The 14,523-nt window shown below is 61.0% G+C and carries 11 protein-coding genes; 7 read left to right on the top strand and 4 right to left on the bottom strand.

Going from position 1 to position 14,523, the window contains the following annotated elements; genetic code table 11:
• The first annotated feature begins 10 nt into the window (after window positions 1–10).
• The 6 genes from ABIE16_RS25535 (at window position 11) to yccS (ending at window position 9,571) form a co-directional block, all read left to right on the top strand.
• A complete protein-coding gene (locus ABIE16_RS25535) occupies window positions 11–1,453 on the top strand; it encodes a TldD/PmbA family protein (RefSeq protein ID WP_429522172.1) in 1,443 nt (480 codons plus the stop codon).
• Window positions 1,453–2,790 (top strand): TldD/PmbA family protein, encoded by a 1,338-nt coding sequence (locus ABIE16_RS25530; RefSeq protein ID WP_429522171.1) that lies wholly within the window; start codon window positions 1,453–1,455, stop codon window positions 2,788–2,790. The genes ABIE16_RS25535 and ABIE16_RS25530 overlap by 1 nt, the downstream gene beginning before the upstream one ends.
• A gap of 169 nt (window positions 2,791–2,959) precedes the next feature.
• Window positions 2,960–4,387, top strand: a complete 1,428-nt coding sequence (gene mdtD, locus ABIE16_RS25525; RefSeq protein ID WP_057712975.1) for a multidrug transporter subunit MdtD — start codon at window positions 2,960–2,962, stop codon at window positions 4,385–4,387.
• Between the two features lie 105 nt (window positions 4,388–4,492).
• Window positions 4,493–5,830, top strand: coding sequence for an ATP-dependent RNA helicase DbpA (gene dbpA, locus ABIE16_RS25520; RefSeq protein WP_235863953.1), 1,338 nt, complete (start codon window positions 4,493–4,495; stop codon window positions 5,828–5,830).
• A 150-nt stretch (window positions 5,831–5,980) separates the two neighbouring features.
• Window positions 5,981–7,159, top strand: coding sequence for an NAD(P)/FAD-dependent oxidoreductase (locus ABIE16_RS25515; protein ID WP_223500963.1), 1,179 nt, complete (start codon window positions 5,981–5,983; stop codon window positions 7,157–7,159).
• A 228-nt stretch (window positions 7,160–7,387) separates the two neighbouring features.
• A complete protein-coding gene (gene yccS, locus ABIE16_RS25510) occupies window positions 7,388–9,571 on the top strand; it encodes a YccS family putative transporter (protein WP_349736382.1) in 2,184 nt (727 codons plus the stop codon).
• Window positions 9,572–9,727: 156 nt separating this feature from the next.
• On the opposite strand, the gene ABIE16_RS25505 is transcribed toward yccS, so the two are convergent.
• On the bottom strand, window positions 9,728–10,465 hold the full coding sequence (locus ABIE16_RS25505) for a substrate-binding periplasmic protein (protein WP_340312887.1): 738 nt from the start codon (window positions 10,463–10,465) through the stop codon (window positions 9,728–9,730).
• Between the two features lie 258 nt (window positions 10,466–10,723).
• Between ABIE16_RS25505 and ABIE16_RS25500 the strand changes: the two genes are divergently transcribed.
• Window positions 10,724–11,176 carry a GNAT family N-acetyltransferase gene (locus tag ABIE16_RS25500; protein WP_057712970.1) on the top strand — a complete coding sequence of 151 codons (453 nt, stop codon included), beginning with the start codon at window positions 10,724–10,726 and terminating at the stop codon, window positions 11,174–11,176.
• A gap of 126 nt (window positions 11,177–11,302) precedes the next feature.
• Here ABIE16_RS25500 and ABIE16_RS25495 read toward each other — a convergent pair whose 3' ends face one another.
• The 3 genes from ABIE16_RS25495 to ABIE16_RS25485 are packed head-to-tail and all read right to left on the bottom strand — an operon-like array spanning window position 11,303 to window position 14,294.
• Complete coding sequence (locus ABIE16_RS25495; protein WP_007894945.1) at window positions 11,303–11,599, bottom strand: winged helix-turn-helix domain-containing protein; 297 nt, start codon at window positions 11,597–11,599, stop codon at window positions 11,303–11,305.
• 37 nt (window positions 11,600–11,636) lie between these two features.
• On the bottom strand, window positions 11,637–12,125 hold the full coding sequence (locus ABIE16_RS25490; protein WP_057712969.1) for a YgjP-like metallopeptidase domain-containing protein: 489 nt from the start codon (window positions 12,123–12,125) through the stop codon (window positions 11,637–11,639).
• A 45-nt stretch (window positions 12,126–12,170) separates the two neighbouring features.
• Window positions 12,171–14,294, bottom strand: a complete 2,124-nt coding sequence (locus tag ABIE16_RS25485) for a putative bifunctional diguanylate cyclase/phosphodiesterase (RefSeq protein WP_429522170.1) — start codon at window positions 14,292–14,294, stop codon at window positions 12,171–12,173.
• Window positions 14,295–14,523 lie beyond the last annotated feature (229 nt).

Below are 14,523 nucleotides of genomic sequence, written 5' to 3'. Positions count from 1 at the left end.
AGGTTCACGAATGTTCGATTTCTACCCCCAGCTCAAGCAGCGCTTCGCTGCCTTGCGCACGGGTGCTGAATTCTTTTCCCTGCGTTATGTGCGCGAATCCGGGCAGTACCTGTCGGTGCGCAAGAACGTCGCCGAACCACCGAGCCTGAGCCGTGACGAAGGGGCGATGCTGACCGTGCGGGTCAATGGCGTCGAGGCCTATGCGGCCACTAACGACCTGTCGCAACCGGGCCTGCAAGCCGCCCTCGAACGCGCCGAATTCCAGGCCCGTCGACTCAAGCCCCACGCCTTGCTGGACCTGCGCGAGCTGGCTGTTTCCAGCGACCGCGCCGATTACTTTTCACCCAACCTCGACCAGGCCTTCCCGTCCCTGAGCGACTGTTTCCAACTGCTTGGCACCGAGTCGGCCGCCGTGCCCAAGGACGAGCGCCTGGTGAACTGGCAGGTCAGCCTGGGTATCACCCACGTCGAGCAGATCTACCTCAACAGCGCCGGCGCCGAACTGCGCCAGGCCCAACGCTTTGTGTACCCCGGCCTGGACGTCACGGCCTACGACGGCAACGACAGCCAGACCCGCAGCCTTGGCCGCGAGAACTTCGGCCAGCAAGGCGCGGCGGACGTCATCAGCCGCTGCGGCCTGATCGGTGCCGGTGCCCAGGTGGCCGATCAGGCCCTGCAATTGCTCCTGGCGCCAAACACCCCGCAAGGCAAGCGCGACCTGCTGCTGATGCCCGACCAGATGATGCTGCAAATTCACGAGTCCATCGGCCATCCGCTGGAACTGGACCGCATCCTCGGCGACGAGCGCAATTACGCCGGTACCAGTTTCGTCAAAGCCAGCGATTTCGGCCACCTGCAATACGGTTCCGGCCTGCTCAACGTGACCTTCGATCCCGACATCCCCGAGGAACTCGCCAGTTACGGTCATGACGACGACGGTACGCCCGCCAGCAAACAGTTCCTGATCCGCGAAGGCCTGTTGCTGCGCCCGCTGGGCGGTGCATTGTCGCAATTCCGTGCCGGCATGGACGGCGTCGCCAACAGCCGCGCCTGCGGCTGGAACCGCCCACCGATCGACCGCATGGCCAACCTCAATATCGAGCCCGGCGATCAGTCCATCGAACAACTGATCGCTGGCATCGAACACGGCGTGCTGATGTCGACCAACCGCTCATGGTCGATCGACGATGCCCGCAACAAATTCCAGTTCGGCTGCGAATGGGGCCAACTGATCGAAAACGGCGAACTCAAGGGCGTGGTGAAGAATCCCAACTATAGGGGCATCTCCGCGCAGTTCTGGAAAAGCCTCAGCGCCGTCGGCGATGCCGGTACCCTCAAGGTCCTCGGCACACCGAACTGCGGCAAGGGCGAACCGAACCAGGTGATCCGCGTCGGCCACGCGTCACCGGCCTGCGTGTTCAGCAACGTTGATGTATTCGGAGGAGACGCCTGATGAATCCTTCAAACAGCCAGTCCGCGTCGTTCAAGGCGCTGGTCAACAGCCTGCGTGCAGCCCTGCAAGAGCCCGAGCAGTTCACCCTCAGCTACGCCGCCGAGTCGTCGGCCTTCGTGCGTTTCAACCACGCCAAGGTGCGCCAGGCCGGTCAGGTGCAGCAGGCGAGTATCGGCTTGAAGCTGATCAACGAAGGCCGTCATGCCGACCTGAACATCACCCTGGCCGGCGATCCCCAGGTTGATCTGCGACGGTTGACCGAAGGCCTGCAACAGCTGCGGGAAACCTTGCCGCTGCTGCCTCCGGATCCTTACTTACTGCTCAACCACAATGGCTGGCAGAGCAACAACGTGCAGTCGCATCCGCTGCCGGACACCGAACAGGTGGTCGCGCAAATCACCCAGGCCGCCGAAGGCCTGGATCTTGTCGGTTTCTACGCTGCCGGACCGATCAGTCGCGGCTTTGCCAGTTCTTCGGGTGCCTTCGGCTGGCATCAGGCCAACAGCTTCAATTTCGACTTCAGCCTGTTCCACGAGAATGGCCAGGCCGTGAAAGCCAGCTACGCCGGGCACGACTGGAACAGCGAAGGCTTTGCCAGACGCTTCCAGCAAGCCCGCGAGCAGCTTGAGTTTCTGGGCCGGCCGCTGCGCACTTTGGCACCCGGCCAATACCGCGCCTACCTGGCACCGGCGGCGCTGGAAGAAATCATGGGCATGCTGTGCTGGGGGGGATTCTCTGCACAGTCGATTGCCAGCAAAAGCAGCCCGCTGCAAAAGCTCTACGGTGGCGACAGCACCTTCAGCCCGCTGGTCTCGCTGGATGAAAAAGTCAGCGGCTCGCTGAGCCCGGCGTTTTCCGATGAAGGTTATCCACGCAGTGACCTGGGCTTGATCGTCGACGGCAAGGCCGGGGCACAACTGGTCAGCTCGCGCAGCGCCGCGGAATACGGCTTGACCGCCAATGGTGCCAGCGGCGGTGAATCACCGAGCGCGCTGAACATGAAAGCCGGGGCATTGCCTGACGCGGACATCCTCAAGCAACTGGGCACCGGGTTGTACATCAGCAACCTGTGGTACCTGAACTTCTCGGATCAACCGGCCGCCCGCCTGACCGGCATGACCCGGTTTGCCACGTTCTGGGTCGAAAACGGCGTGATTCAGGCACCGGTCAGCACCATGCGTTTTGATGACAGCGCCTTCAGCCTGCTCGGTTCGCAGTTGGAAGCGTTGACCCAGGAGCGGGAATTGTTGCTGTCGGCGAGTACGTACAGCCAGCGGGCGACGGCGTCGGCGTTGTTGCCGGGGGCGCTCGTAAACCGGCTCACATTAACGCTGTAACCACAAACTCCCGGAACACCGGGAACCTTGTGGGAGCGAGCTTGCTCGCGATGAGGCCATTTCATTCAACATCATTGTCGACTGATCTACCGCTATCGCGAGCAAGCTCGCTCCCACAATGACTGTGATCACAAATCATTTAGCATTGACTTCATCCACAAGAGGTCCCATGCCCAACCGCCCGCCTCTCGACGCTGTGACTGCCCGCTGGATACCCTGGGTCGTCGCCATTGCCTTCTTCATGCAGTCCCTCGACGGGACGATCCTCAACACCGCCCTGCCCGCCATGGCCCGGGACCTGGCCGAAGATCCGCTGCGCATGCAAGGTGTGATCATCGCCTACATGCTCACGGTCGCCTTGCTGATTCCCGCGTCCGGCTGGATCGCCGATCGCTTCGGCACCCGGAAAATCTTCTTCAGTGCGATTTTGCTGTTCAGCCTCGGCTCGCTGCTCTGCGCATTGTCGACCAGCCTGACCCAGTTGATCGGCTCCCGGGTGATCCAGGGCTTGGGAGGCGCGTTGATGCTGCCGGTCGGGCGGCTGGTGGTGTTGCGCGCCTACCCGCGCTCGGAGCTGGTGCGGATCATGGGTTTCATCACCATTCCCGGGCTGCTCGGCCCGTTGATCGGCCCGACCATGGGCGGCTGGATGGTGCAATACCTGACGTGGCACTGGATATTCCTGATCAACCTGCCGGTGGGGCTGGTCGGTTGCTACGCCGTGTGGAAGTTCATCCCGGACCTGCGCGGCACCGAGCGCACCCGTTTCGATAGCCTGGGCTTTGTGCTGTTTGGCGCGGCGATGATTCTGATCACCATCGCCATGGAAGGCCTGGGCGAACTGCACCTGCCGCACCTGCGGGTGATGTTGCTGCTGTTCGGCGGCATGGCATGCCTGGCGGCGTACTGGCTGCGTGCCGGGCATATCGAGAATCCGTTGTTTGCGCCGTCGTTGTTCAAGACCCGGACCTTTGCCGTGGGCATTCTCGGCAACCTGTTCGCCCGCCTCGGCAGCGGCGCCCTGCCCTTTCTGGTGCCGTTGCTACTGCAAGTGGCGCTGGGCTATTCGCCGTCCCAGGCCGGGATGAGCATGCTGCCGCTGGCGGCGGCGGCGATGATCGCCAAGTGGGTGGCGCGGCCGCTGATCGAACATCTGGGTTACCGCATCGTGCTCACCGGCAACACCCTGGCGCTGGGGATCATGCTGGCGAGCATGGGCCTGGTCAGCGAGCAGACGCCGTACTGGCTGCTGCTGTGCCAGCTGGCGATCCTTGGCGCGATCAACTCCTTGCAGTTCACCGCGATGAACACCGTGACCCTGATCGACCTCGACGATGCCAGCGCCAGCAGCGGCAACAGCCTGCTGTCGGTGGTCGCGCAATTGTCACTGAGTCTGGGGGTAGCCTGCGCCGGTGCATTGCTCGGCGGGTTCACGGCCGAGATCGGAAATGACGGCGTGGACACGGTGTTGGGCGCCTTTCAACTGACGTTTGTGACGGTTGGAATCATGGCAATGCTGGCCGCGACGATCTTTTCCCAGCTGTCACGGAATGACGGACGGCGTGTTAAACGTCCGGAAGAACACATAGAGCCTTAGGGCGAATGGCCACCGGACTGGTACACTGCGCGACATTTTGTTTTGCAGGCCAGTCCCGTGACCACCATCGCCACCGAATTTAATACTTTGCCGCTGTCCGCCGCCATGCTGGCTAACCTCGACTCCCTCGGTTATGCCCAGATGACGCCGATCCAGGCGCAAAGCTTGCCGGTGATCCTCAAGGGGATGGACCTGATCGCCCAGGCCAAGACCGGCAGCGGCAAGACCGCCGCGTTCGGCATCGGTCTGCTGAACCCGATCAATCCGCGTTACTTCGGTTGCCAGGCGCTGATCCTGTGCCCGACCCGCGAGCTGGCCGACCAGGTCGCCAAGGAAATCCGTCGCCTGGCCCGTGCCGAAGACAACATCAAGGTCCTGACCCTGTGCGGCGGCGTGTCCCTCGGCCCGCAGATCGCTTCGCTGGAACACGGCGCGCACATCATCGTCGGCACGCCGGGGCGCATCCAGCAGCACCTGCGCAAGGGCTCGCTGGTGCTCCACGGCCTGAACACCCTGATCCTCGACGAAGCCGACCGCATGCTCGACATGGGTTTCTACGATTCCATCGAAGAAATCATCATGCAGGCCCCGGAACGTCGCCAGACCTTGCTGTTCTCCGCTACCTACCCGGTAGGCATCAAGCAGTTGGCCTCGAAGTTCATGCGCAACCCGCAGCAGGTCAAGGCCGAAGCGTTCCACGACGACACGCAGATCGAGCAGCGCTTCTACGAGATTTCCCCGGACGACCGCATGAGTGCGGTGACCAAGGTGCTTGGCCACTTCCGTCCGGCCTCCTGCGTGGCCTTCTGCTTCACCAAGCAGCAAGTTCAGGAAACCGTCGATCACCTGACCGCCAAGGGCATCTCCGCCGTCGGCCTGCACGGCGATCTGGAACAACGTGACCGCGACCAGGTGCTGGCGATGTTCGCCAACCGCAGCACTTCGGTGCTGGTGGCAACCGACGTCGCAGCGCGCGGCCTCGATATCGATTCCCTGGACATGGTAATCAACGTCGAACTGGCCCGTGATTCGGAAATCCACATTCACCGCGTCGGCCGTACTGGCCGCGCCGGTGAGAAAGGCCTCGCGATCAGCCTGGTGGCGCCGTCCGAAGCACAGCGCGCCCAGGCTATCGAGCAATTGCAGAAGACACCATTGACCTGGGATCAGGTGGACAACCTCACCTCCAAGGGTGGTGGTCCGCTGTTGCCGCAGATGAGCACCCTGTGCATCGCTGGCGGCCGTAAGGACAAGGTTCGTCCGGGCGACATTCTTGGCGCACTGACCGGTGACGCCGGCATCCCTGGTGCCCAGGTCGGCAAGATCGCGATTTTCGACTTCCAGGCCTATGTGGCCGTGGAGCGCGGCGTCGCCAAGCAGGCCTTGCAGCGTTTGAACGACGGCAAGATCAAGGGCCGTTCGTTGCGCGTTCGCATCCTGTAACAACACGCACTTCCCCCTGTAGGAGCGAGCTTGCTCGCGAAAAACCTGAGCTCACCGCGGTGAGCCAGACTGCCAGCGTTATCGTTCACGCCCATCGCGAGCAAGCTCGCTCCTACAGGGACCGCAATAGTTTTTTGTGAGGACACCGTTTTGCGCTCTACCGAAGTCGTGATCATTGGCGCTGGCGCCGCAGGGTTGATGTGTGCGCTGACCGCCGCCGGGCGCGGGCGCAAGGTGTTGCTGCTCGACCATGCCAACAAGGCCGGCAAGAAAATCCTGATGTCGGGCGGTGGCCGCTGCAATTTCACCAATATGTACACTGAACCGAGCAATTTCCTCTCGCAGAACGCTCACTTCTGCAAATCCGCCCTGGCCCGTTATACCCAGTGGGATTTCATCGGCATGGTGGCCAAGCACGGCGTGCCGTACCACGAGAAAAAACTCGGCCAGTTGTTCTGCGATAACAAATCCAGTGACATTCTCGAAATGCTGCTCAACGAGTGCGATCAGGTCGGCGTCAGCCTGCACCTGGACACCTCGATCCAGACCATCGAGAGGCTTGAAAAAGGCTACTTGCTGGACACGACGCTTGACCAAATCACCTGCGAATCCCTGGTGATCGCCACCGGCGGCCTGTCGATCCCGACCCTGGGCGCCACCGGTTTCGGCTATCAAGTGGCCAAGCAGTTCGGCCACGAACTGCTGCCGACCCGCGCCGGCCTGGTGCCGTTCACCATTACCGATCAGCTCAAAGCCTTGTGCACCGAGTTATCCGGTACGTCGGTGGATTGCCTGGTGAGCTGCAACGACCAGAGCTTTCGCGAGAACATCCTGTTCACCCACCGCGGCCTCAGCGGTCCGGCGATTTTGCAGATCTCGTCGTTCTGGGAATCCGGCGACACCGTCGAGATCAACCTTCTGCCGGATCACGACGTACCGAGCTGGCTGCAACAGCAACAGGCCGAACGTCCCAACAGCGAGCTGAAAACCCTGCTCGGTGAAATCTTCACCAAGAAGATGGCCAATCTGCTGGCGGACAACTGGTTCGTCTCCAAACCGATGAAGCAGTACACCCACGCGGAACTGGCCGATATCGCGGAAAAACTGGCGAGCTGGAAAGTCGTGCCGGCGGGCACCGAAGGCTATCGCACCGCCGAGGTGACCCTGGGCGGCGTCAATACCAATGAAGTGTCGTCCAAGACCATGGAATCGCTGAAGAGCCCGGGGCTGTACTTCATCGGCGAAGTGCTCGACGTGACCGGGCATCTGGGCGGGTTCAACTTCCAGTGGGCGTGGGCATCGGGTTACGCGGCTGCGCAGTACGTCTGATTCAAAAATCAATACAACCCCTGTGGGAGCGAGCTTGCTCGCGATGAGGCCATAACATTCAACAGAGATGTTGATTGACAGGCCGCCATCGCGAGCAAGCTCGCTCCCACAGTGGTTTGTAGTGCCTGACAAGGAACAGATTTTGCTGTCTGATGTGATCGACGCCATTGCGTCGGCGTCATTAGTGGCTCAATTTAGCGTCATTGCCTCGGAAGGCCTTCGCATTTCATGTCATCGACTTCGTTCCGCCAGTCTCTGCGTCGCCTTTGGGCGCTGGATAAATTCAGCTACAGCGTGCGGGTATTCATTGCCCTGACCGGCACCATGGCGCTGTGTTGGTATCAGGATGAAATGGGCCTTCTGATCCCGTTGTTCCTGGGGATCATCGCCAGTGCCCTGGCCGAGACCGACGACAGCTGGCAGGGCCGTCTCAACGCACTGGCGGTGACGCTGGTGTGTTTCGCGGTCGCCGCCCTCTCCGTCGAACTGCTCTTCCCCTACCCCCCGCTGTTTATCATCGCCTTCGCCCTGGCCGCGTTCTGCCTGACCATGCTCGGCGCCCTCGGCGAGCGCTATGGCGCGATTGCCTCGGCGACGTTGATCCTTTCGGTCTACACCATGATCGGCGTGGACCAGCGTGGTGGTGCGGTCATCGACGTCTGGCACGAGCCGATGCTGCTGGTGGCCGGTGCCGCCTGGTACGGCTTGCTGTCGGTGTTGTGGCAGGCGCTGTTTTCCAATCAGCCGGTGCAGCAGAGCCTGGCGCGGCTGTTCCGCGAGCTGGGCTTTTACCTGAAGCTCAAATCCTCGCTGTTCGAGCCGATCCGGCAGATGGACGTGGAGGCGCGGCGCCTGGAGTTGGCCCAACAGAACGGCCGGGTGGTGGCGGCACTGAACGCCGCCAAGGAGATCATCCTGCACCGGGTCGGCAACGGGCGCCCGGGGTCGAAAGTCAGCCGCTACCTCAAACTGTACTTCCTCGCCCAGGACATCCACGAGCGTGCCAGTTCGTCGCACTACCCGTACAACGCCCTGGCCGACGCCTTCTTCCACAGCGACGTGCTGTTCCGCTGCCAACGCCTGTTGCGCCAGCAAGGCAAGGCCTGCCGGGCACTGGCCGAATCGATCCAGATGCGCCAGCCGTTCACCTATGACGCCAGTTTCGCCGAGGCCCTGAGCGACCTGGATGCCTCTCTCGAACACCTGCGCATCCAGAGCAACCCGGCCTGGCGCGGCTTGCTGCGTTCACTGCGGGCACTGGCGGCCAACCTCGGCACCCTCGACCGCCTGCTCAGCGATGCCAGTAACCCCGACGCCCTGGCCGACGCTACCGACAGCAGCCTGCTCGACCGTTCGCCGCGCAGCCTCAAGGACGTGTGGCTTCGCTTGCGCACGCAGCTGACGCCGACCTCGCTGCTGTTCCGCCATGCCCTGCGATTGCCCTTGGCCTTGAGCATCGGCTACGCCATGGTGCATTTGATTCACCCGTCCCAAGGCTACTGGATCATCCTCACTACGCTGTTCGTCTGCCAACCGAACTACGGCGCCACCCGCCGCAAACTCGGTCAACGGATCATCGGCACCGCCATTGGCCTGACACTGGCCTGGGCGCTGTTCGACCTGTTCCCGAACCCGCTGATCCAGTCATGCTTCGCCATCGCCGCCGGTGTGGTGTTCTTTACCAACCGCACCACCCGCTACACCCTGGCGACGGCGGCAATCACCCTGATGGTGCTGTTCTGCTTCAACCAGGTAGGTGACGGTTACGGACTGTTCCTGCCACGCTTGTTCGATACCTTGCTCGGCAGCCTGATTGCCGGGCTGGCGGTGTTCCTGTTCCTGCCGGACTGGCAGGGCCGACGCCTGAACAAAGTGCTGGCCAACACCCTGGCCTGCAACAGCATTTACCTGCGCCAGATCATGCAGCAATACGCTGCGGGTAAAAGCGACGACCTGGCTTACCGCCTGGCCCGCCGCAACGCGCACAACGCCGACGCGGCACTGTCGACCACACTGGCCAACATGCTGATGGAGCCGGGACATTTCCGAAAGGAGGCGGATGTGGGCTTCCGCTTCCTGGTGCTGTCACACACGCTACTCAGTTACCTGTCGGGCCTGGGCGCGCACCGGGAAACCCAACTGCCGACGGACGTGCGTGAACATTTGATCGAAGGGGCCGGAGTGAAACTGGCCGCCAGCATCGACGAGATCGCCCAAGGGCTGGCGAGCAAGTCTTCGATTGAAATTCAGAGCGATGAAGAAGAAGCACTGGCCAATGAACTGGAACAGATGCCTGATGAAATCGATGAGGGGCAGCGGTTGGTGCAGACGCAACTGGCGCTGATCTGCCGGCAGTTGGGGCCGCTGAGGACGTTGGCGGCACATCTGATCAAGGACACCAGTGAGGATTGAGATCTGTGGTGTCTGGGCGGGCCTCATCGCGAGCAAGCTCGCTCCCACAGGGGGCTCTGGTGTTCACAAAACTTGTGTCGACTGAAGATCTACTGTGGGAGCGAGCTTGCTCGCGATGAGGCCATCAGCAACAACACAGAAACTGGCTAAACCCACTCACATCCCATGCCGTTTCATCAACTTGTCATAACTCCCGTCCACCTTCATCGCCGCTATCTCGCGGTCGAAACCGGCGACGATCCGTGCATGCTCAGGATTCTTCAGGCTGACCATGATATGCAGGCTGTTCTCGCTCAATGGCTTGGGCAGGAACTCCACGGCGTTCCGCACCTTGGGTGACTCACGGGCCAGGTAGTAACGGGCGACGAATTCATCTTCCAGCGTCAGCTTGACCCGGTCGGCCGCGAGCATGCGCACCGCCATGGCGAAACTGTGCACAGGGACTTTCTGCAACGACTCGTCGTTGTCGAACGGGGGCGAATAGGCGTATCCACGCACCACGGCAATCGGATAGGTGTGCAATTGCTGCAGGTTATTGAATTCAATGGGCGCGTCCTTGCGCTTGAGAAAGCGCACGCGATTGAGCAGGTACTCGCCGGAGAACTGGCCAAGCCTGGTCCGCTCCTCCGAGTACCAGGCGTTGACCAGCACGTCGTATCGACCCTCGCCCAATCCCATCAAGGCCCTTGCCCAGGGCACCTGTTCGAACTCACTGGCGTAGCCAGCCCTGGCGAGCGCGGTACTGACAATATCCGTCGCCAGACCGCCGTTGACGAGCGTGGAATCGGTAAAGGGAGGCCAGGCATCAGCGACCAGCCGCAGTTTTTCTGCCGCAGCTCCCTGACCCAGCAACAGCAATCCAATCAAGGCCAAAGCTCGATGCAATCGCGGCATGCCAGAAAATCCTTAGCGGGCGGCTTGCCCGACGTGTTTTCAGCCAAAACCCCAAGGCCCCTGTACCGGCAAGGCCCGGGTACTCAACATTCGCTCATCGAAGCCATAGCACAGCGCTTCGATCCAGATTACACAAAGAAGACATCCGCGCGAAAAATGAATGATGGCATTTTGGCCTTTGTCACAGATTTTTCCGCCATAAAGACTTCTGGCGTGAGTGCGCTTAGTATCGGAACGACGTTTTCAGGGAATCAAAACATGACAGTCGACTGGATCTGCAAACACCACAGCGACCTGGGCAAGGAGCAGCTGTACGCCATTTTGCAGCTGCGTGCAGAAGTGTTCGTCGTTGAACAGAAATGCGTTTACCAGGATATCGATGGCCAGGATCTGGAAGGTGACACCCTCCACGTGATGGCCTGGGACGGTAACCGGCTGGTGGCTTACCTGCGGCTGCTTGACCCGCAATCACAGGGCGGCGACGTGGTGATCGGACGGGTGATCATTGCACCCCAGGCACGCGGTGCCGGGCTGGGGCATGAGCTGATGGAACAGGCACTCAAACAGATCGAAAAATACTGGCCCGGTCTGCCGGTCTACCTCTCGGCCCAGGCGCATTTGCAGGGGTATTACGGGCGGTACGGGTTTGTCGTGGCGGGAGAGGAATATGTCGAGGATGGCATTCCACACATCGGGATGCGTCGCCCTTAAGGACCTCTTCGCGAGCAAGCCCGCTCCCACATTTGAGATCTATCGCACACGAAACCTGTGTTCACTGCTGATCTAATGTGGGAGCGGGCTTGCTCGCGAAGGCGTCGGTTAAATCACTGAAAGATTTCAGGGATACTCCAACACCGCCTTGATCTGCCGCAGGTTACGCTCGATCCACCCGCGATCGATCGCACCCCACTCGCGAATCCGATAGCGCCCCGCATGGTTGCGCGCGCCCTCTTCCTGCTCGAACTCACACACAATATCCAGATCCGCCAAAGCCGCGATGGTGTCCTGTGCCGTGCGCCTGGGCATGCCGGTGACTTCGGTCAGCGCCGGGACGCTGCTGGCCAGCCCGCTGTCGATCAGGTACGCCACGTACAACCGGCGATAGAAGCTGCTCTTGGTCTTGCTCACGTCCATCCAATGCTCCTTAAAAGGTCGCAGCCTGCGGCAGCTCCTACAGATCCCGCCACGTCAGGTACACCCGCACATCAAATTCCACCTGGTGATAACCCGGCAGCATGTGTTCGCACAGTTTGTAGAATGCCTTGTTGTGGTCCGATTCCTTGAAGTGCGCCAGCTCATGCACCACGATCATTTTCAGGAACTCGCAAGGCGCTTCCTTGAACAGCGAAGCGATGCGGATTTCCTTCTTGGCCTTGAGCTTGCCACCCTGCACCCGTGAAATCGTGGTGTGCAGGCCAAGGGCACGGTGGGTCAGGTCCAGACGGTTGTCGAACAGCACCTTGTCGATGGCCGGAGCGTTACGCAAGTACTCCTGCTTGAGGTCCAGAGCATAGGTGTACAGCGCCTTGTCGCTCTGCACCCCGTGCTTTTGCGGGTAACGCTGGTTCAGGTAATCGCCCAGCCGACCGTCGGCGATCAGCTGGCGTACCTGGTCCTGCAAGGTGGCGGGATAGGCCTGGAGATATTTCAACACGGTCATCGGGGCGGCAATACAGGTCACTAAAAGGTCGCCAGTGTAGCGAATTCAGCGGGGCAGCGCGCTCCAGTCAAACGGCTGGACAAAGACCCCGGTGTCTTCGGCCATCATCGGCCGGGCCACCAGAAAACCTTGCACATACTCACAGCTGTTGGCTTGCAGCCATTCATACTGAGTGACGGTTTCCACCCCTTCGGCAATCACCAATATTCCGAACTGCTTGCACAGGTCGATCACACTGCGCACCAGCGCCGCATCCCTTGCCGAATCCGGCAACCGGGCGATCAAATGGCGGTCGATCTTCAGAGTATCCAGCGCCAGGTCGCGCAAGTGCGTCAGGGAGCAGGGTCCGACCCCGAAGTCATCCAATGCCACGCGTACGCCCAGGTTGTGCAGCAGGCGCAATTGCTTGCGGGTTTCTTCAGGGTTGCGCATCAAGGCCTCTTCCGTGACCTCGACTTCCAGGTGACGCGGTTGCAGGCCATGGCGCTCCAGCACCTGGCGCAACTCGGTGACCAGGTTGGGCATGCCGAACTGCGTACTGCTCAAGCTGACGCCGAGCACCAGGTCCTCGGCAAACAGGGACTCCCAGGCTTTGCGTTGCCCGGCGCCGCGATGGTAAATCCAGCTGCCCAGGCGACTGATCAGCCGCGCCTCCTCCAGCAATGGCAAAAACAGCCCCGGGGGGACATCGCCAACGCTCGGATGCTGCCAGCGCAACAAGGCCTCGAAGCCACGAATCCGCCCGTCGGCAATCGCAACCTGAGGCTGATACACCAGATTGAAATCCCGCTTCTCGATGGCCGTGCGCACACTTTCTTCCAGCATCAGCCGCGTGCGCGCCCGGCCGTTCATTTCATGATCGTAGAAGCGATATTGCTGGCGGCCGGCACGCTTGGCTTCGTACATGGCAATGTCGGCCGCCCGCATCATCCCGTCGAGATTGGCGCCACAATCAGGGAACGTGGCAATGCCGATGCTGGCACCCAGAGCGATATCGAGGCCGTCGATCTGCTGACAGATCGACACTCGCTCGATGAGCTTCTCGGCAATCTTCGCCGCCTGCTCGGGGAACTCCAGATCCAGCAGCGCGGTGAACTCGTCGCCGCCCATCCGCGCCAGAATGTCGAAGGGCCGCAGGCAAGCCTTCAACTGTTCGGAGACCCAGCGCAGCACCCGATCGCCGGCATCGTGCCCGAGCGAATCATTAACTCGCTTGAAGCCGTCGAGGTCCAGATACATCAAAACCCAGGAGCTGTCGGAACGCTCACCGCGCAACAGCAGGTTCTCTACGGTCTGGTAGAAACCCCGGCGGTTGAGCAATCCGCTCAGCGGATCGGTGACCGCCTGAAACTCCAGTTGCTGATGCAGATGGCGCACCACCGACATGTCCAGCACGGTCACGACCATCGCATGTTGCTCGGCGGGCAATGGCGCGCAGGACAAGGCCACCGGCACTTGCTGCCCGGGTGCCGTACGTAGCAGGGCATCGTGCAGGCGCAAGGTTTCGCCTCGTTTGTATCCGGCCAGCAACTCGGAGTCGGCCCAGATCGGGATATGCGGTTTTTGCAGGTAGTCCAGAAACTCCTTGCCTTGCAGTTCCTGCACCGGGGCATTGAGCAACCGTGAAATCGCCGGATTGGCAAAACGAATCAGACCGTCCTCACCCAATACCAGAATGCCTTCGGCTGCGTTTTCCAGCACCGACGCATTAAAGGCACGAGCCGCTTCCAGATCATGACTCAGGCGCTGCAAGGCCCGGCGGTTACGCTGGTGCTCGAGCAACGCCTGGACCTTGGGCGTAAAGACCTGTGGGTCGAACGGCTTGAACAGATAATCCACCGCACCACTGGCATAGCCCTTGATCACGGCATCCTGGGACTGTTCGTTGGCGGTCAGGAAAATGATCGGCGTCAGACGGGTCCGCTGGCTACCGCGCATCAGGCGCGCCACTTCATAACCGTCCATGTCCGGCATCTGCACGTCCAGCAGCACCAGGTCGATATCGTGTTCAAGTAACAAGCCGAGGGCCTCGAAACCCGAGGTGGCAGTAATGACCCGCCAGCCCTGGCGCTGTAACAACGCGCGCATGCTGATCAGGTTTTCGGGGTAATCGTCGACGACTAAAAGGGTTGAGCTGCCTTCTACTGGCGTGGGTTGCGCGCATTCCATGCTGCTTCTCTAATTGCGGGGTGTCAGGCCGGTTTCTCGTGAAAACCGGACAAATACTGCGTCTTCACTCTAGACCCGGTTCTGCAAAAGCAGAAGGTGTCAGTAAGCCATCATTTAATCATAGTGTCTTTTTACCGACTAACGGTCGATGGTTCAGGCGATGGAAACCGGGAAAGATGTCGCTTCGACAGGATGTTGACGTCAGCCACCCGTCAGACGGGCATTAACA

The sequence above is a fragment of the Pseudomonas sp. 2725 genome, assembly GCF_050434585.1.
Taxonomy (GTDB): domain Bacteria; phylum Pseudomonadota; class Gammaproteobacteria; order Pseudomonadales; family Pseudomonadaceae; genus Aquipseudomonas; species Aquipseudomonas jessenii.
This window is presented reverse-complemented; position numbering and strand designations above follow the sequence as displayed.

Bases quoted from the DNA above. Each gene is read 5' to 3' on its own strand.
- ABIE16_RS25535 (WP_429522172.1), top strand. From the start codon at position 11: ATGTTCGATTTCTACCCCCAGCTCAAGCAGCGCTTCGCTGCCTTGCGC.
- ABIE16_RS25530 (WP_429522171.1), top strand. From the start codon at position 1,453: ATGAATCCTTCAAACAGCCAGTCCGCGTCGTTCAAGGCGCTGGTCAAC.
- mdtD (WP_057712975.1), top strand. From the start codon at position 2,960: ATGCCCAACCGCCCGCCTCTCGACGCTGTGACTGCCCGCTGGATACCC.
- dbpA (WP_235863953.1), top strand. From the start codon at position 4,493: ATGCTGGCTAACCTCGACTCCCTCGGTTATGCCCAGATGACGCCGATC.
- yccS (WP_349736382.1), top strand. From the start codon at position 7,388: ATGTCATCGACTTCGTTCCGCCAGTCTCTGCGTCGCCTTTGGGCGCTG.
- ABIE16_RS25505 (WP_340312887.1), bottom strand. From the start codon at position 10,465: ATGCCGCGATTGCATCGAGCTTTGGCCTTGATTGGATTGCTGTTGCTG.
- ABIE16_RS25500 (WP_057712970.1), top strand. From the start codon at position 10,724: ATGACAGTCGACTGGATCTGCAAACACCACAGCGACCTGGGCAAGGAG.
- ABIE16_RS25495 (WP_007894945.1), bottom strand. From the start codon at position 11,599: ATGGACGTGAGCAAGACCAAGAGCAGCTTCTATCGCCGGTTGTACGTG.
- ABIE16_RS25490 (WP_057712969.1), bottom strand. From the start codon at position 12,125: ATGACCGTGTTGAAATATCTCCAGGCCTATCCCGCCACCTTGCAGGAC.
- ABIE16_RS25485 (WP_429522170.1), bottom strand. From the start codon at position 14,294: ATGGAATGCGCGCAACCCACGCCAGTAGAAGGCAGCTCAACCCTTTTA.